This is a genomic window from Acidobacteriota bacterium, assembly GCA_003225175.1.
GTDB lineage: Bacteria > Acidobacteriota > Terriglobia > Terriglobales > Acidobacteriaceae > Gp1-AA112.
Genome location: QIBA01000071.1, coordinates 1 through 16,705, shown reverse-complemented (window position 1 = coordinate 16,705; position 16,705 = coordinate 1). Strand labels below are relative to the sequence as shown.

Below are 16,705 nucleotides of genomic sequence, written 5' to 3'. Positions count from 1 at the left end.
GTTTCAAAAAATCTATCTCCGACAGGCTCCTGAACTGCGTCATTTACAAAAAAAATAATCGCGCAGTTTCAGGCTGTCTTTTCACCGACTTCTTCTTGATGGCCGCCGGTTCAGAAGGGGCTTTGCTTTGCTGTTCGAATCGGAGCTCTGCCTCATCAGGGAAACACGGCGAACAAATCCCTGAGATCACTTTGGCCCGCCGCATCTCCCAGCAACGGATTGACGCCAAAGATCTCTTCCATCGTGCGCAGGGTCGAGCCATGCTCATAGTAGACGAAATTTTGATAGCCATTTCCTTTTGCAAATGGCGAAAGGACGATCATGCCGATAGGTCCATCGCCGATCTCGGCTTCATCCCAGGTGACGAACAGCGCGCCGCCCTGGTGGTAAGCGTGCGAGTGGAGGATCGCCGGCACCTGCTGTGACAGCCAGTCGTCGCCTTGTTTGATCTGCATCTGCGTTGGCTGGCAGAGGTCGTGCATGTCGTCGCAGAGGTTCGGAATGATGAAGTTGTAGCTGGCTACAGTGCCGTTCTGCAAATCAGTGCTTAGCTCGGAGAATGGACGGACGTGTTGAATGCAGTACGCCGAATTGGGATTCAGATTGTCAGTCACATCGTCGAAGTAAACAAATGGATTGTGCTTGACCGCATAAGGATAGTTATCCGTCAGCGGACACGTAACTCCATCGATATTCTCGGCATATGCCTTCCAGGTGACATTCGCGTTTTTAAGCAGGGTTACCAAGTGCTCGGTGGTGCTCTGGTGGTTCACACTCGGAGGATTGTCGTCGTGGATGCCGAAATTTGTGCCCGCCTCCAGCCAAAGGTAATTGGGTAGGCTCGGATGGTTGAGCGTCGGGTTGAAATACAGCTCCGCGTGCGAGCCCTTCGGCAGCAGCGTGTTGTTGATGTACGGAGCCTGCGGGTTGCCCTTGATCGCCGCCCAGTTCTGGTTCTCCATCAGGATGATGAAAACGGTCTTGATGTGATGCTGTACTTTTTGTTGCCCCGCGCCGCTGAGTGGCGACAGCAAGATGGCGCCGATGACTGTGAGCGAAAGAGAATACAGTCGGTTTGTCCACATACTTTTCTTCTCCGGAACAATGATGAGTCGAATGGCGCCAGAGGAAGTAAGGGCACTGCAATCTGGTCGAACCAGTGAGCACGCCACACACCTGCGCTGGCCACAGCTTTCTTAGATGCCGGGCATTCGCAGGGGCGTAATCGCCCAATTCTGACGATTCCAAGGAAGCGGAGTAGCTCTCGTTCTTACAAATGCGAAGTTGACCGTTCACTTCAGAAAAGCTAGTTGCGGGTGCCCTGGCCTTGTTTCTTGCAAGAAAAGCAGCATTCAGCAATTAGCAATCAGCTTGAAGAAAGCAATTAGCAATCAGCAATTAGCTAAGGCAACGTTGTTGGCTTTTGGGTGGGAGCCCACGCATACCGGGGTCCCCAGCAAACGTCGTATTTGTTTGCTGGGGTGGATTTATGCGTGGGAGAGGCTTTCAAGCCTCGCAAACGCGGGCATTCTCCTTTTTCTCCGGCTTCAGCCGTGGGTTTCAGATCGGGACGGCTCCGGGGCTAAAGCCCAAACATTATTATGCGATCGCTTCTTTGCAACGCTGAAGCGTTGTTCCCCCGCATGAATCCACCCCAGCAAACGAACCCCGCGTTTGCTGGGGACCCCGGTATGCGGGGGCTCCCACCTGAGACAATTCTCGACCGTCCGGCTGGAAGCCGAACTTCAATTCTGTTATTCCCTAGCCCACCACTGGGCTGTGGTGGGCTACTAGCATGCGTCCCGCCAGTTGGCGGGACTTCCGAGGACATCGGCCTCTGCCGGGATCCTGTTATGCCGTGCCGCAAACAGCCACAGCATAAACACAGGATCCTTCGACTACGCTCAGGATGGGGCGGCACTGGTGGAGCGAATGCCGCGTTTAGGAAAAACATTTGTAGAAGGGCTGTTGGCGATCGGGTTCACCGTAACAAACAGAACGTTTTTCGGGCTCGCTCGGGCTGCTATTCTGCCTTGATGCTCGTAGGGTCTCCGGTTGCGTGCTCCTTTATTTGATAGCGCAAAAACGCGTGTAAGGCCTTTATCGCGTCGCCATTCGCCGAGCTGATGCGCACGACTGCGCCTTGGGGATTTTCTTCAAACGTATAGGTAATGGTCGATTTCAGTTGCCGCATCATGGGTACACCCGGAGGAACCTCATGGTGAGTCATCAAAGGTGCGCTGAAGTCGCCTTTGGCGAATTGCTCTGAGATTGCCCTTAGGTGCGTGCGAATTAGATCGCGAGTGGTGGTGTCGGCCGCATTGTCGGCTTCGACTTGGATTGTGCCTCCGTCGCGGGTAAGCAGGAAGTGATGCGTGGTTTTGTCCTGGTCAAATCCCATGGCTGCGTTCCCGCGTTTTTTCATCTCTGCTTCTTTTTTCATTTGTGCGAGATGCTGTTCGTGCGTCATGCCTGCCGGCATTTCATGTTGCATGGCTACAGTGCGCGGTGCGAACAGGAGGGCGATGGCGAATGTCAGTAACCTGAATTTTCTACAACTCGGCATTGGCATTGTTTCCTCTCCACAGGGAATACCGCATGTAGCTGAAATCCTAGAGGCTCGAAGCGATTCCAGAGTCAAGGGTAAAGTTGACTGAGCGCTGCCGTTGACCCTGGAATCGCTCCAGGGTCTATCATCGGCGGGATGAACTCTCGCGCACTGCGAATTGGTGAGGCGGCTGAACTGGCCGGGGTTAGCCCCGATACACTGCGTTATTACGAGCGCATGGGAGTGCTGCCGAAGATCGAACGAACCGATTCCGGATATCGATGGTATTCCGAGGCGATGCTGGAGCGAATCCGTTTTGTGCGGAATGCATTGCGGTTCGGATTTTCGCTTAAGCAGGTGACGACGTTCTTGCAGGCGCGCGACTCCGGGCATGCGCCGTGCCGGGAAGTGCGAGCTGCCGCCGAGGAGATTCTTGCCCGCGTGGATCGGCAGATCGATGAATTAAAGGCTGCCCGCCGCGCGATTCGCCACACGCTGGCAGAGTGGGATCAACGTCTTTCCCGCACTCCTAATGGAGAACCAGCCCATCTGCTGCGCGCTTTGAATCCGAATCGCATCAAGACCGAGTGTCTTTCCGTTCGTCTCAAGAAGGGTGCCGGGCGAACGCGATCCTAAATCGGGCTACTGGTTACGTTTGAACGACCGCAGATTGGTACCGGGCAGGTCTGCTAAGGGGCGGGTGGCGCACTCGGACCCAGAAGCCGAAACGGGAAGAAAGACTGGGCCGAGCGGTGCAGCACGAACGCAATCAAGTCGCGCACACTTACGTGAGGGCCACTGATCGTTCGACATTGGGTGGCTCCCAAGTTACGGAAGCGTGAGCCAGTTGAAGCGGATCCAATCTACGCCGAAGCGCGAATCAGTGCTTGCGCCGTTCAGCTTGATCGAGACGTCAACAGCACGAACCGTGAAGGCTTTCACGAAGTTGCCTGACGTTACTTCAAGCCATGAAACCGCATTCGGCGATATCCACATGCGCCAGCTTGTTCCATCGTACTTCACGTGCATGTAGAAGGTTCCCCAAAGTGGGATCACATGCCCGCTGCGAGTGAAATTCCAGTTGCCCGAATCTTTTGTGCTAAATGTCGCCTGAACACTCTGGTAAGCCAAAGCAGAGGGATTGAATTCAACTCCTGGCCGGACTCCATCCGTGGCTGCGCCAGAAGTTCCGTTCATGAAGTAGAGATACACTCCAGTAAAATTCGCGAAGCCTGCCATGCTGAACTTCACCGTGCAGGAGAACGGAGCGCTCGGGGCAGTGGCTTGCTGAATGACGAAGCTTGCTCCGCCCACGTTGCTGAGATGGACATTCAACCAATCTGGGATGGTGTTGTTCACGTCCCAGCCGGCAACAGAGGACGCTGCATTCTCGCCATCAACCACTCCTGCGCTGGGTCCAGCCCAGATGGATTTGAGTGAAGTCCCAGAATTGAACTCGTCATCGTAAGCTGACGGATTGGCTGGAGGATTGTCTGGATACGCCAACGTAACCGGGCCTTGCGGACCGGCGGGTCCCTGGACTCCCATCGCACCTGTGTCACCCTTCGGACCCTGCGCGCCGGTTGCTCCGGCCGGACCTTGTGGACCAGCAGCGCCGGCGGGCCCCTGCCCTCCGGTTGCTCCGGTGTCACCCTTCAGACCTTGCGCGCCGGTTGCTCCAGCAGGGCCTTGTGGACCAGCAGCGCCGGCGGGCCCCTGGCCTCCGGTTGCTCCGGTGTCACCCTTCGGACCTTGTGCGCCAGTTGCTCCGGTATCACCTTTGGGTCCTTGCGCTCCGGTAGGTCCCTGGGCTCCGGTTGCACCGGTATCCCCCTTTGGACCTTGTGCGCCGGTTGCTCCGGTATCACCTTTGGGTCCTTGCGGTCCGGCGAGACCCTGGGCTCCGGTTGCACCGGTATCCCCTTTCGGTCCAGGAGCTCCGGCGGGGCCAACTGCTCCGGCAGGTCCAGCAGACCCGGTTGCGCCCGCAGGTCCGGCAGGTCCCGGTACACCTTGCGGCCCTGCAGGTCCAGCGGCTCCGGCAGCTCCAACCAAGCCGCGCACACCCTGAGGCCCTTGTGGACCCATCGGTCCGATTTTTTGGAGCTCCACGTTCAATTCTGCGTCGTGACTGTTGGTTCCGTTCTCCTTGCTATCGAACGCCGCAGAGATATTTCCTGCGGGAACGAGGGCGATGCCGTAATTCATTTGCGCATTGTTCACCCAGTCCCGCACTAAGTCAGTGAGATCGATGACCAGATAATGGTTCTTTGATTCCTTGGACACTTGCACGTTGTGTACATCAGTAATTCCAAGTAACGGCAAGTTGTTGCCTTGGAGTGTGTCCTCATTCCACGAGCTCGCCACGCGGACCACATCAAGTGAACCAGGCTGAGTGACAGCGGAAACCCAGAGTCGAACCGTGGCCTTATTGATTTGTTCTCCGGTTATTCCTTGCGGCAAGCGGGAAAGATCGAACCTGATGTATGCAGTCGAGGCAGGACTCTGCACCGCGAGGTAATCTTTATCGCCATAGTTTGCTTTGCGATCGGCAGACGAAAAGGTGTCGTCGCTAACGGGTGCCTGGGAGAACAAAAACGAAGGATACAGAACAAGAAGAAAGGCGAGTCCGCGCAGGAAAGAGCTTGAATTTCTCACTTTCTTACCCTCTCATTCCTTGGCCACGAAACCGCCTTTCAGTAAGCGTCGGCCAGAGCGCTCACTCGCGGTACCTTCCAAGTCCGGGTACAGAAATCCTTAGCGGAGAGTAGGGGAGAAGTTCGGCTCTATTGATCCCTTCCTTCGGTGGTGGGGAAATGCCACTTCGGTTATGTGCATAAAGTTGCCATCCCAGGAGGGGAAAGTCAAAGCACTAACGTAATGCGCGTACCCCATTGTTTATATTAGGTTTATTCCGTCGTTGGGACTTCTTTGCAACGCTGAAGCATTGCCTCCGGATAAATCCGGGGGCTCCTACCTGAAAACCTAAATTTGGGAGCTCCCACCTGAAAATCCAAATCAGGGGCGATCCTACGCTCTTGCCTTTTGGGTGGGAGCCCACGCATTCATGCGTGGGAGAGGCTTTCAAGCCTCGCAAACGCGCGCATTCGCCTTCGCTGCGGCTTTAGCCGTGGGGTTTCAGATCGGGAAGCGCCAGGGCTAAAGCCCACAAAATGTTATGCGATCGCTTCTTTCGCAAGGCTTGAAAAGCCTTGCTCCCCCGACTGAAGTCGGGGGCTTCCACCCACCTGAAGGCCCAAATCTGGGGCTCCCACCTGAAAATCCAAATGATGACTGGAAATCGTTTCCGTCCCTAAACTATTCCTCAGCACCGAACCTGGTTCGGTGCTACCACGAGTCAAGATTGCGAGTCAACGAAAATTTCATTTTGGAACTCAGGCGGCTTTGGGAAAGTGCTCGTGGCAATCATCTTATGTTGGCGCGAGCAACGGATGCGAATTTCACAATTCACTGCTTATTCACTGTTATTCACTGTTCTTTTTGGCGGCTAAAAATCGCGAATGTCCGTAATTCCTGACGGGGCAGGAGGTTGCGGGGAATCGTCCGTTGCTCGCCCTCATCTTGAGAAAATATTCGCTGTTAAATTCGCTGATAAATTCACTGTTCCGCGAACACCAGTGAATTAAGCCACGTTCACGCTGAATCCGTTGCTCGCAGCCGGAATTCGTTTCACCATTCGGCGTGGAGTGGCGAGCGACTAGAATGGGAATCCCTATGGTGAAACGCGCAGCGCCGAAGAAGCGTCCCCGCAAAGCGAAGCCCGGAACGAAGGGGCTCGGCCCGGCAGAGTGCCAGTTACCTGAACCTTCAGGAAATGCAGCCGAGATCGCCGGAGCCGTTCAGAAAGCCGGCGGATGCGTCGTAGGTTCCTATAAAGATCCGCTTGGCGGTCATGCTGTCCTGGTCTCCATTCTGCCGATCGACGCTATCGAGCCCACACCCTTTCAGCGCGACCTCTCCGACGCGCATCACAAGCGCCTGGCCGACGTAATCAATAAGACCGGACGCTTTCTCGATCCCATCATCGCTGTCACCGCTCCTAATGGCGGGGGCTTCTGGACCCCCAACGGACGCCATCGCCTTGCAGCCATGCGTCGCCTGGGAGCCAAATCTATTTCGGCGCTCGTGGTTCCAGATCGGGAAGTCGCATGGCAGATCCTGGCTCTCAACACGGAGAAAGCCCATAACCTGAAAGAGCGCTCTCTCGAGGTGATCCGCATCTACCGCGGACTGGTTGACGAAGACGCCTCCCGTCCCGAATCCAAATTTACGTTTTACCTTGACGAAGCCGCGCTGGTCACACTTGGCATCTGCTACGAACGTGTACCCCGCTTTGGTGGCGGAGTCTATCACCCGATCCTGCGCCGCCTTGAAGCCTTCACTGACGAGCCGCTGCGAATCTCCCTCAAGCAGCACGAGAAGAATGCCAAATCGGTACTCGACCTCGAGGAGAAGGTCGCAGCCGTAGTGAAAAAACTCAAGGAGCGCGGGCTAGTCAGTCCCTATCTAAGATCGTTTGTGGTAGCTCGCATCAATCCTCTACGCTGGATCAAAGGCGACTCGCCCGAGCTGGAAGACCTGCTTCAAACCATGCGCGAACGCGCCGCAAGATTTAACGTGGAGAAAATTAAGTCGCAAGACCTGGCAGGAGCAGCCGGGCCACCGGACAACGAAGGATAGTGCCACCTTTACAGTCGATCTGCTATTCGCTAATTGCCTATTGTGAAAGTCGCGACCTTCAACATTAATAACATCCACAAGCGGCTGGATAATCTCTTGGCCTGGCTGGCCAAAGCGAAGCCGGACGTTGTGAGTCTCCAGGAACTCAAGGCAGATCACGACGGTTTTCCCGTGAATGCCTTTCGCCAGCTCGGATACGAAGCAGTTTGGCAAGGCGAGCGTTCCTGGAATGGAGTGGCCATTCTCGCGCGGAACCACCCTCCTGTGCTGACCCGCTCAAGCCTGCCCGGCGATCCTGAAGATCGTCAGGCGCGCTACATCGAAGCGGCTGTGAATGGAGTCCTGGTCACCTCCATCTATCTGCCCAACGGGAATCCGCAGCCTGGTCCGAAATTCAACTACAAGCTGACGTGGTTTGAGCGTCTGATTACTCATGCGGCTGAACTCATGGCGAGCGGTGTACCCGTGATATTGGCTGGTGACTACAACGTCGTGCCCACCCCGCAGGACATCTATCCGACTCGCTCCCTGGACAACAACGCGTTAATCCAGCCGGAAAGCCGGCAAGCCTTCGCGCGTTTGCTCGCTCAAGGCTGGACCGACGCAATGCGCAAGCTGCGCCCAGCCGGTCCACTCTGGACATTCTGGGATTACAAATTTCAACGATGGGAGAAGGACAAAGGCATGCGACTCGATCACTTCCTGCTCTCACCGAACATCTCGAAGCGACTTTCGGACGGCAGTGTAGACCGATGGGTGCGGGGCGAACTAAACGCCAGCGACCATGCTCCGGTGTGGATCAAGGTCGATCTTTAGAGCACGTACTTTCATGAATGGAGAGATCAGCCCGTCGCATTTTTTGGCACCCTTATTGTTGTGCACTGGCTGTTCACTTCAACTGATCACGCGATCACGCCATCCCGCTGTTCCCTGTCCCATGTAACCTGTTCCCTGCTTTCTTGCTCACCTTCGACCTGCCGGACGCGTCCATCTCCCGTCGCATGAAAAAGATTCTTGCTTTGCTGATCGTTATCGGCTTTGCGCCAGTGCTTGCCGCAGAGCTCCCGTTCATCCAGGACAATTATCAACAAGCGCTCGCGCAAGCAAAGCAACGCAAGCAGCCGATCTTCGTCGAGTGCTGGGCTCCGTGGTGATCGAGCTGCCGCCTGATGAGGACCATGCTCGCGCATGCCGATCTCAGCAGGTACGCCGGACAGTTTGTCTGGCTGGAATTGAACTTCGACAAGCCGGAGAACCAGGATTTCTTTTCCCATTTTGAGGCCAGTGCGACTCCAACCTTTTATGTGATCAATGCCGACGGCAAGGTCCTGTCCGATCAACCGGGAGCTATGTCCGAGACGGAGCTCAGAGCGTTCCTGGACCGGGGAGTGAGCCTCGCACGAAATCCGCAGTCGTCGGCCGACGCCGCCCTGCAACGGGCCGACGAGCTTCTCAGCACCAAGTCGCCGGAAGCTGTCGCCGCTTATCAGGAAGCGCTGCGCCTCGCGCCGCCGGACTGGCCGCCTCGCCCAGTGGCCCAGTATTCGCTCGTCACCGCGCTGCAATTGCATGAGCAGCATCAGCAGTGCGCAGAAACTGCCGCCCGGGAAGCCTCGCTCATGACGCATGACAATACCTTTGCCAGCATTGTTGCTGCGGGCATGTGGTGCTTGGTCCAGGGTGACACAGCCGCAGCCTGGCGTAGTGCGGCTTCGGATAGACTGGTGCCTCTGGCAAAACAAGCTCTCTCCTCTCCCGAAACGGTACGCGATGAGCGCAACGAGCTTTACCGCACGCTCATGTACTTCGCTATTTCACGGAATGAGGAACCGCTGGCGGCAAGCTTGGAGGACAAATGGCTGGCCGAACTCGATGCTATTAAGCCGGTGGATGACGAGGAGCGCTCGGCCGTGGACATCGCCCGCGTCGAAGCCATCCAGATAAACGGCGATCCCGAACGCGTGCTCCCCTCGCTGCGAACATCCGAGCTCGCCATGCCGCACAATTACAACGCGTCACTGCGCGTAGCGCAGATGGAAAAAGCAGCCAAACACTACGACGCAGCCATTGTCGCCTGCGATCGTGGCTTGTCTCGCAACCCGGGAGCCCTCGGTCGCTCCTGGCTGCTGCAAACCAAAGCCGACGCGCTGAAGCGAAAAGGCCAATCGGCAGAAGCTCATCGCGCGTTGGAGCAGGCCCTGGACGTAGCCCAGCAGATCCCCAGTCAGAGCCAGCGGGAGAACAATGTGAAGAGGATCAAACTAGCGCTGGCTGCTCCGTAGCGTGGAAATTTGCGAAGCTAATCGTCCTATTTCCTTTCTGGCGCTCAGTTCACAAAGGGGCAGATCGGGCTTTCCGGATTTTGCGATCCCCAGCGGCGGGTCGCGTCGAGCACCAGTGATATTGGTGAGCGTTGAATTACGCGCCTGGAGTACTGCTCGGCCTTCATGGTCGACGTCAGGCTAAACGCAATTGCGATAGAGAAGCATGAGCTTTTCCGCCGCTGATGTCGGGAGTGATGACGAGTTCCAGCGTGCTCACTCCGGAAAGCTGTACGGAGAAGTTCTCAGCCTCATGGACGGTGGCTGGAGGACTGAAATTCCACTGCTGGCGCACGATTTCATGGGACTGTCCCGTTTTGGGCATCCATCGCAGGACAAACTCCTGTGTGCGGGCCGCCTCGTTCTCCTCGAATGCCAGCTGAATGCGCTGGATATTCTGGGGCTGATCGAAGATGAGCCGTACAGTTTGCGGGCCGGCTTCCGACGCGCGCCATCCACGTTTGTCTTCCCTCAGCAGGGCGCCTTCGATCGGATGCTGCGGATCCTCGGAAGTCACTTCCACCGAGGCCGCTCTGTCCAACTCCAGCCACTCGGCTTCGGGGACCGGCGCGACCTGCCGGATCGGGCTGATCAGGCGCTTGCGTAACGATTTTTCTTTCTGCTGCTGCCCTTGCCGGTGCGGATATGGAACATGGGCTTGCACGTCGCGCTCATCCGGGCCGGGCCTGAGTTCTCCTGTACCGCCGCACTGCCGGCAGGTTCTGCCGTTTCCGTCTGTCCGCCGACCCTTGCAGACTGGGCATTGCTGATTCATAGGCATACTCGCATCATACCGCTGACCGGAGCAGCGCGTGCGCAACCGGTGCAATTCCTGACTTCCGGATTGTCGGCAATTCAGACGCGATCGCCTAACTCCTTGGTAAACGGCAACCCGGAGATGCTTGTATAGCCTCAACATGTACGATGATGCGACTCGTACGTAGACTCCGCGTTGAAATGGCGCGTTTAAGCCTTGGCTCGAGGTGAACTAGGCAGCCTGGACTTTGGTACCGTAAGCAAGGCTGGCGTACCAAGTGCCCCGGCCTTGTGGGGTGAGGTCCATGAAGTGCCAAATAGGAGTGAGCAGATCGATGCCACGCTCCCGAATGTCCGGCGCCATCCAAGGATGCGCTGTGTAAAAGTGACGCAGGGTGCCGTCGGCGTCGCGCGTGAAAACGGAAACGGTTGAATCCTGACCGCCTTCGCGGTCTTCGCTGCCGAAGTCGTATTTGAAAGTGTTGTTGCCGGCGCTGAGGAGACGCAACTTGTCCCAGCCCCGCTCGCGAGCGTGAGCGCGCAGAGTCGGCAGATCGGCGGCCGCGACAACAGCGAAGTCAAGATTCTGAGCGAGATGATGGGCGACACCATTCGCACCGTCAAGCCAGGCGGTGCACATAGGGCAAGCCTTAGTCTGCCTTTTTCCGAACATGAAGTGATAGATGACGAGCGAGCGATTGCGCTGGGTGAAGAGTTCGCTGAGGCGGACAGTGCTCCCAGGCGCATCACCAGCGTTGAGGTCACGTGGACCCTCTTCAAATTGATAGTCCTTAATAGGAGCACCTTTAGGAAGACTACGGCGCAGCCCAGCGACGCGTTCGCGCTGTCGCATGAGCTCGATTTCGGCAAGGCGAAGCTCCTCGCGCTTGGCCAGATACTCGGAAGATTCGTTGGTCAAATTAGTTTGCCGAAACGTTCCATCAACTACTGTGTGAACCATGATGGCTGCCTCCGGGTGTCATTCTCTCTCAAGCAGTAATGAGGTGCAATTCGTGATTACCAGGATTTCTCTCCGGGTGCACACTTCAACTCTGCTTCAGGTGAGACATTCCGCAATTGGCCAAGATTCAGCCAGAGTGCGGCACCAATTTTTGACTCGCTCCGTGTCGGCGAGTAGCATTCCTGCTCGTCTGATTGCAATGACAGGAGAGAACACATGAAAAACAGGATCGGAACACTGGCTCTATTAGTGTGCATGGCGCTTTGTCTCTCTTCCAGCGCGGTCGCGCAGGAAAAGAAGAGTGCGAGCGGCGTTGAAGATCAAATCAAGGCGCTGCTCAATCAGTCGCGAGAAGCCACACTGAAGGGTGACTCCTCTTACACCGAGAAGAATGCTGCCGAGGACTACACTCGAGTGGGACAGGACGGCAAGCTACTGACCAAAAGTGAATGGGTAAGCGCCTTCAAGAACGGCGATGTGAAAATTCAGTCAATTGAAACCAGCGATGTGAAAGTTCGTGATTACGGTAACGCGGCAGTTGCAACCTACACTGTTGATGTGAAGGGCACGCAAAAAGGCAAGGACATGAGCGGGCGACATCAGGTTACGCGTGTTTTCGTGAAACGAGGCGGCAAGTGGCAGGAAGTAGCCTTCCACAGCACAAACGTTTCTTAGCATCCCCGCCGAGATTCGCTCGGCAATGAGCGGGCCTTTTCGGACTCGGCCACAGCGAAACAGGACTGGCTGGCTGCTCTTTCCCGTTTCGGTTTTTTTGCTCGGACTCCAACACAAAGGGTGCCCCTCCATAAGCCGGGCACCCACATCCTAAAGTTCCATATTGGAACCAACATCAAAGGGTGGGCAGCAGGTGCGCCATCCGTCCACGCCCCCCCGCGTGGCGACCGACGGAAGAATTAAGAGAACTAAGGCGCGTACTAGGAAATTTTTCTGGTGCCACTGAGGTGCCTGAACCGCAGCTGTTTTATTCCCATTTCGGTATTTGAAAGAGGCGTTTTCCCTCACTCCTCGCCCTCGGGCTGATGAACATTCATCTCAGGCCACCCTCGCGCCAATCCGGAGAAGTCTTCGCGGCTGAGACAACTCGCACGCGAGCTGCGAAATCTCAGGACATCAAAGCCCCCGAAATCCAGAAAGACATGCCCTTACGGGGCAGAAAGGGCCCATGCCATGAAAATCCGCCTCCTTCTCGTTCTTGTCTCGCTTTCCACACTTGCTTTCGCGCAGGACAGTGCGCCGGTGATCAGTACCCGCATGACGGGCACATTTGCCGACGACACCTTCAGCATCAACGGATACATCGCTCACATCTCTGTGAGCCAGGACACCAGCGGGCAGACCCTGCTTATCTACAATTACTCGTTCTCGAGCCCGGACGGCTCCTCCACCTTCCAATTCGGCGGTGGCTATATCCCGAATGACGCGGCTCAACTCAACAATGCGAATGTCGCGAGTTTGAATGTGGACACGTCACAGGTGTCCCGATTTATGGCAACGAGCTGCACACACTTCCCTGGCCAGAGTTCCACCTGCACTCCAGGACCGTTCGGCGTAATCCAGATTGACTGGCAGCAGGATGGAGTAATGTCGAACCGAACCTTGAGTCAGAACTGGAAGACCTTTCCCGGAGCGCGTCTGCACACACAGCTCAATAATGAACTTAACAGCGCCCATGTTACGGGCAGCTTCCTGGGAAACAGCTTTACCAGCGACTTGGGAAACATCGGCAAGACGACGAATTCGCTGTTCGAGATTTTTCAGAACTAGACTTGGCGGCCGGGGGTGCCCCAGCGTCACCCTGCAAAACTCCACGCAGACTCGGGGTCCCCGGCAACTCGGTTTTCTTGCTGGGGTAGGAGAGTGCGTCACACGTCTCAACTCCGCCGTGCCTTCCACGTAAAGCAAGCCGACCGCGTCGTCATGTTAGCGTCTTTCCTGCGCGCTGTAGCAAATCTGGCCGGAGTAACGGAGGATGGCATGGCCAGTACTGAAATCGACTTCGCCGATTGCGTTCATCTGGCCGGTCGCGTTGGCAAAACGTCCGGTGCCGCCGCTCAGCGTGATCTTATAGTCGGTGATCGCGAACAAAGCCGAATTAGGGAGAAACATGCCCGCCGCCTGGGCTTCATCGATATTCAGGGTGTCGCCGTTCTCTGTAACCCAGTGGTGCTGCACAGTGATGACGGTCGAACTCTGATTCACGTCCTTGATCTCGACGCCCACTGCGCCCTTCAGATCGCCGGTGGCGGGACCGAGGGTCGTGGGATGGCCATCGATTTGCCCAAAGCCGCCGATATTGGTCAGAATCGCGCCGCCAACTTCTGAGCAGGTTGGGTTTTTCGCGAACGCGGTTGTGCCGAGCGATGCCAGCAGCAGAATGACTTCAAGAGAGAGGCCGAAGTAGCGAGTGGTCGATCGCATAAATAATCTCCTTTGTGCTTGATTGCGGTCTTTTCCATGCATGCCGGAATTGAGACTCGAGCGGAATATTTGCTACTTCGCGGAGAGAAGGTCAATGATCGTCCGCATAGTTCTTTTCTGATTGCGCAATCAGCTGAAAGCAGAAGAGTTGATTCAATACATGATTGCGGCCTGCAGGGCGAAATCCGGACTATAATCTGGCACCCCCTCAGCGCTTACTATGGCCACAGCTTCCGCGCCCAATTCTGTTCTTCGCTTTGGAGTTTTTGAGCTCGATTCAAGTTCGGGAGAGGTGCGCAAGAGCGGACTTCTGCTGAAGCTGCATCCTCAGCCGGCCAAGGTGCTGATCCTGCTCGCGAGCCGCGCCAACCAGTTGGTGACCCGCGAGGAAATAAGGGAAGCGCTCTGGGGACAGGACACCTTCGTTGACTTCGAGCAGGGACTCAACTCCTGCATACGCCAGATCCGTAGCGTGCTGGCTGACGATCCGGACAAACCCCGTTTTGTTCAGACCGTTCCCCGCAAGGGTTATCGCTTCGTCGCTCCTGTCGCTTCAGGAAATGGCATCGCGAGCGCTGCTGCCGCGGTTACTGTTCCACAAATCCCGCCTCGCACGACACTAGTGCCCGGCAAAGTCCTGCTGATTGCAAGCGCAATGGTTCTGATACTGACTGCGCTCGCAGCGATTTATTTGGTTCGCAGCCGGGCATCGGCCGCGCGCTCAACTGCGAAGATCATGTTGGCCGTGCTTCCCTTCCAGAACTACAGCCCGGGCGCTGAGCGGGAATACCTCGCCGATGGGTTGACCGAAGAGATGATCACCCAGCTTGGCTCGCTGCAGCCGGAACGGCTGGGAGTAATCGCGCGCACGTCCGCGATGAAGTACAAAGGCGCCCGCGTCGCGGTGGACCAGATTGGGAAGGAACTTGCGGTTGACTACGTCCTCGAGGGCAGCATCCGGACGGAAGCCGATCGTGTGCGCGTCACCGCTCAGCTCATTCGCGTGAAGGATCAGACCCACGTTTGGGCCCGCAGTTATGAACGCACTCACGGCGGCATTCTGACCATGCAACAGGAGGTGGCCAATGCCATCGCCAATGAGATTCAGGTCGAGCTCACTCCTCAGCACCAGCAGCGTCTGGCGGCGCTCCAGTTCAGCGATCCGCGCGCCCATGAGGCATATGCCCGGGGGCGCTTTTTCTGGAATAAAAGGACAGATTCTGATCTCGCAACAGCCATCCAATACTTCGAGGACGTCCTGAAGTACGAGCCCCGATATGCCTTGGCATACTCAGGCTTAGCCGACGCTTACTTCTACCGCTCGTATGCCTTCGGGAACATGCCCTCTCGTGAGGGAATGCCAAAAGCGAGAGCCGCGGCGTTGAAGGCGCTGGAACTCGATCCCAATCTTGCCGAGAGCCACACGTCGATGGCTCTGGTGAAATTCTTTTATGACTGGGACTGGCCGGGCGCAGAGGCGGAGTTCAAACGCGCCATCGAACTGAATCCGAATTATCCCACCGCTCACCACGGATATGCCGTGTTGCTCCTGGCCGTCTATGGCCGCTGGGATGATGCTATCGCGGAAGCCAATCGCGCGCTGGAGCTCGATCCCCTCTCCGTACCTTTGAACAACATCGTGGCGCTCATCCTCGCGCACTCGCCACATCGCGACGAGACCATCGAGCGCTCCAAAAAACTGCAGGAGCTGAGCCCGAACTACTCGGCTGCGTATGGGTACATGAGCGCGGCTTACGAAGCGAAAGGCCGTTCCCGTGAAGCAGTGGAAGCTTCGTTGAAGCAACATTCGCTGGACGGTGCAAGCGAGCAAGACATCGCTCGATTGAAGGATGCGTACGCGAGCGCAGGCATCGCCGGCTATCACCGAATGGAAGCAGAAATCGTTATCACAGCGGCAAAGCGGCAGGCGCCGCAGACCATCTTAGGGCGACTGGCATTAGCCCAGGCCTACGCCCAGATTGGGAACAACGCCGCTGCTCTCGATATCCTGGAGAAGATCTGCGAGGAGCGCTCCGGCATGGCAGTATGGACGAAAATCGATTACTCCCAATTCCCCAAGATGGGCACCGAGCCCCGCTTTCAGACGTTGATACACCATATAGGCTTGCCGGAGTAATTTAGAGGCTGGAGAAACCGGGAACTGTCACCGGTTTTCTGGTTGTCCCTACTTGATCGTCCCTATTTGGTCCTCTCTAGCCTCATCTTCCTCAAGAATTCCCCTAAGAATTCTCCTGGTCGAAGAAGCCCTATTCGAATCGTTTGCCGTCCAGATACCTGCGGAGCACACTCAGTGGCTCCGCAGGTATACGGTTGGAACACTACTGCGGCTTGGAACCGGAGCTGTGGTTGCCGTCGTGCTCGCGCTTTCCATGTTCGGAGCGGCGGCTCATCATCTCTTCGAGCTTCTTCTGCTGGTCCGCATTCAGAATGGGACGCATCTGGCTGATGGTGTTCTCGTGGATCTGCTTCATCTTTGCGTGGCGATCTTGATCGGAGCTGGACGTATCCTTGCGCAACTCCTGCATCTGTTTGGCTTGGTCTTCGAGAATGGGCTTGAGCTTGGCCTTTTGGTCATCGGTAAGACTGAGTTCCTGCGACATGTGCTCGAGCATCGCATCGGGACTCATCATGCCTTGACCGTGTCCTTCTCCTCTGCCCTGCCCATGGCCTTGTCCTGATTGGCTGGGTGGTTGACTGTTCTGCGCGTCTTGCGGTCCGCGCGCAAAAGCGGCGCCACCAATGGCGAACATGGTGGTTGCTGCGAGGACTAGATAAACCTTCTTCATGGTTAAATTCCTCAATGACACGAAATAGAGGCCGGTCCGCCCCAGCAGTAAGATTAGAACACCTTGAGTGGCAGAAAGGCGACTGTCTCAAGCTGTCCTTTGTACTTATCGAATTGGGAGTCAGTTTAGAAGCCTGGGCGAAAAACCAGGGCGAAGGCATAGCGCCGCTGTA

16 protein-coding genes are annotated in these 16,705 nt (G+C 56.4%); 8 read left to right on the top strand and 8 right to left on the bottom strand.

What is annotated here, in order from left to right; all coding sequences use genetic code 11:
* Nucleotides 1–155: 155 nt before the first annotated feature.
* Together DMG62_20705 and DMG62_20700 are read right to left on the bottom strand one after the other, a co-directional pair.
* Entirely contained in the window at nt 156–1,085 is a 930-nt protein-coding gene (locus DMG62_20705; GenBank protein ID PYY20966.1) for a phosphoesterase, read from the bottom strand.
* Between the two features lie 938 nt (nt 1,086–2,023).
* Complete coding sequence (locus DMG62_20700) at nt 2,024–2,572, bottom strand: hypothetical protein (GenBank protein ID PYY20965.1); 549 nt, start codon at nt 2,570–2,572, stop codon at nt 2,024–2,026.
* Between the two features lie 132 nt (nt 2,573–2,704).
* Here DMG62_20700 and DMG62_20695 point away from each other — a divergent pair, with 132 nt between their 5' ends.
* Nucleotides 2,705–3,184: a hypothetical protein gene (locus DMG62_20695; protein PYY20964.1), complete on the top strand. Its 480-nt coding sequence runs from the start codon at nt 2,705–2,707 to the stop codon at nt 3,182–3,184.
* Between the two features lie 192 nt (nt 3,185–3,376).
* Here the strand turns inward: DMG62_20695 and DMG62_20690 are convergent, their stop codons facing one another.
* On the bottom strand, nt 3,377–5,206 hold the full coding sequence (locus DMG62_20690) for a hypothetical protein (GenBank protein PYY20963.1): 1,830 nt from the start codon (nt 5,204–5,206) through the stop codon (nt 3,377–3,379).
* A 1,065-nt stretch (nt 5,207–6,271) separates the two neighbouring features.
* Between DMG62_20690 and DMG62_20685 the strand changes: the two genes are divergently transcribed.
* The gene (locus DMG62_20685) at nt 6,272–7,249 is read left to right on the top strand and encodes a chromosome partitioning protein ParB (protein ID PYY20962.1); all 978 of its coding nucleotides are present in this window, start codon (nt 6,272–6,274) and stop codon (nt 7,247–7,249) included.
* A 42-nt stretch (nt 7,250–7,291) separates the two neighbouring features.
* Nucleotides 7,292–8,065 (top strand): exodeoxyribonuclease III, encoded by a 774-nt coding sequence (gene xth, locus DMG62_20680; GenBank protein ID PYY21034.1) that lies wholly within the window; start codon nt 7,292–7,294, stop codon nt 8,063–8,065.
* A gap of 86 nt (nt 8,066–8,151) precedes the next feature.
* Here xth and DMG62_20675 read toward each other — a convergent pair whose 3' ends face one another.
* The gene (locus DMG62_20675) at nt 8,152–8,439 is read right to left on the bottom strand and encodes a hypothetical protein (GenBank protein PYY20961.1); all 288 of its coding nucleotides are present in this window, start codon (nt 8,437–8,439) and stop codon (nt 8,152–8,154) included.
* On the opposite strand from DMG62_20675, the gene DMG62_20670 reads away from it, so the two are divergent.
* Entirely contained in the window at nt 8,428–9,531 is a 1,104-nt protein-coding gene (locus DMG62_20670; protein ID PYY20960.1) for a hypothetical protein, read from the top strand. The genes DMG62_20675 and DMG62_20670 overlap by 12 nt on opposite strands.
* 175 nt (nt 9,532–9,706) lie before the next feature.
* Here the strand turns inward: DMG62_20670 and DMG62_20665 are convergent, their stop codons facing one another.
* The gene (locus DMG62_20665; protein ID PYY21033.1) at nt 9,707–10,165 is read right to left on the bottom strand and encodes a carbohydrate-binding protein; all 459 of its coding nucleotides are present in this window, start codon (nt 10,163–10,165) and stop codon (nt 9,707–9,709) included.
* A 63-nt stretch (nt 10,166–10,228) separates the two neighbouring features.
* Between DMG62_20665 and DMG62_20660 the strand changes: the two genes are divergently transcribed.
* Complete coding sequence (locus DMG62_20660; GenBank protein PYY20959.1) at nt 10,229–10,480, top strand: hypothetical protein; 252 nt, start codon at nt 10,229–10,231, stop codon at nt 10,478–10,480.
* A gap of 78 nt (nt 10,481–10,558) precedes the next feature.
* On the opposite strand, the gene DMG62_20655 is transcribed toward DMG62_20660, so the two are convergent.
* On the bottom strand, nt 10,559–11,287 hold the full coding sequence (locus DMG62_20655; protein PYY20958.1) for a hypothetical protein: 729 nt from the start codon (nt 11,285–11,287) through the stop codon (nt 10,559–10,561).
* Between the two features lie 216 nt (nt 11,288–11,503).
* Between DMG62_20655 and DMG62_20650 the strand changes: the two genes are divergently transcribed.
* Nucleotides 11,504–11,962 carry a hypothetical protein gene (locus DMG62_20650; GenBank protein PYY20957.1) on the top strand — a complete coding sequence of 153 codons (459 nt, stop codon included), beginning with the start codon at nt 11,504–11,506 and terminating at the stop codon, nt 11,960–11,962.
* A 513-nt stretch (nt 11,963–12,475) separates the two neighbouring features.
* Complete coding sequence (locus tag DMG62_20645) at nt 12,476–13,072, top strand: hypothetical protein (protein PYY20956.1); 597 nt, start codon at nt 12,476–12,478, stop codon at nt 13,070–13,072.
* A gap of 156 nt (nt 13,073–13,228) precedes the next feature.
* On the opposite strand, the gene DMG62_20640 is transcribed toward DMG62_20645, so the two are convergent.
* Nucleotides 13,229–13,726, bottom strand: a complete 498-nt coding sequence (locus DMG62_20640) for a hypothetical protein (GenBank protein ID PYY20955.1) — start codon at nt 13,724–13,726, stop codon at nt 13,229–13,231.
* A gap of 220 nt (nt 13,727–13,946) precedes the next feature.
* Between DMG62_20640 and DMG62_20635 the strand changes: the two genes are divergently transcribed.
* Nucleotides 13,947–15,863 (top strand): hypothetical protein, encoded by a 1,917-nt coding sequence (locus tag DMG62_20635; GenBank protein ID PYY20954.1) that lies wholly within the window; start codon nt 13,947–13,949, stop codon nt 15,861–15,863.
* A gap of 202 nt (nt 15,864–16,065) precedes the next feature.
* Here DMG62_20635 and DMG62_20630 read toward each other — a convergent pair whose 3' ends face one another.
* The gene (locus DMG62_20630) at nt 16,066–16,533 is read right to left on the bottom strand and encodes a hypothetical protein (protein ID PYY20953.1); all 468 of its coding nucleotides are present in this window, start codon (nt 16,531–16,533) and stop codon (nt 16,066–16,068) included.
* Nucleotides 16,534–16,705: the final 172 nt, after the last annotated feature.

Excerpts from the sequence above, each read along its gene's own strand:
- DMG62_20640 (PYY20955.1), bottom strand. The coding sequence starts at position 13,726 with ATGCGATCGACCACTCGCTACTTCGGCCTCTCTCTTGAAGTCATTCTG.
- DMG62_20670 (PYY20960.1), top strand. The coding sequence starts at position 8,428 with ATGCTCGCGCATGCCGATCTCAGCAGGTACGCCGGACAGTTTGTCTGG.
- DMG62_20650 (PYY20957.1), top strand. The coding sequence starts at position 11,504 with ATGAAAAACAGGATCGGAACACTGGCTCTATTAGTGTGCATGGCGCTT.
- DMG62_20655 (PYY20958.1), bottom strand. The coding sequence starts at position 11,287 with ATGGTTCACACAGTAGTTGATGGAACGTTTCGGCAAACTAATTTGACC.
- DMG62_20630 (PYY20953.1), bottom strand. The coding sequence starts at position 16,533 with ATGAAGAAGGTTTATCTAGTCCTCGCAGCAACCACCATGTTCGCCATT.
- DMG62_20635 (PYY20954.1), top strand. The coding sequence starts at position 13,947 with ATGGCCACAGCTTCCGCGCCCAATTCTGTTCTTCGCTTTGGAGTTTTT.
- DMG62_20645 (PYY20956.1), top strand. The coding sequence starts at position 12,476 with ATGAAAATCCGCCTCCTTCTCGTTCTTGTCTCGCTTTCCACACTTGCT.
- DMG62_20695 (PYY20964.1), top strand. The coding sequence starts at position 2,705 with ATGAACTCTCGCGCACTGCGAATTGGTGAGGCGGCTGAACTGGCCGGG.
- DMG62_20675 (PYY20961.1), bottom strand. The coding sequence starts at position 8,439 with ATGCGCGAGCATGGTCCTCATCAGGCGGCAGCTCGATCACCACGGAGC.
- DMG62_20685 (PYY20962.1), top strand. The coding sequence starts at position 6,272 with ATGGGAATCCCTATGGTGAAACGCGCAGCGCCGAAGAAGCGTCCCCGC.
- DMG62_20705 (PYY20966.1), bottom strand. The coding sequence starts at position 1,085 with ATGTGGACAAACCGACTGTATTCTCTTTCGCTCACAGTCATCGGCGCC.
- DMG62_20700 (PYY20965.1), bottom strand. The coding sequence starts at position 2,572 with ATGCCAATGCCGAGTTGTAGAAAATTCAGGTTACTGACATTCGCCATC.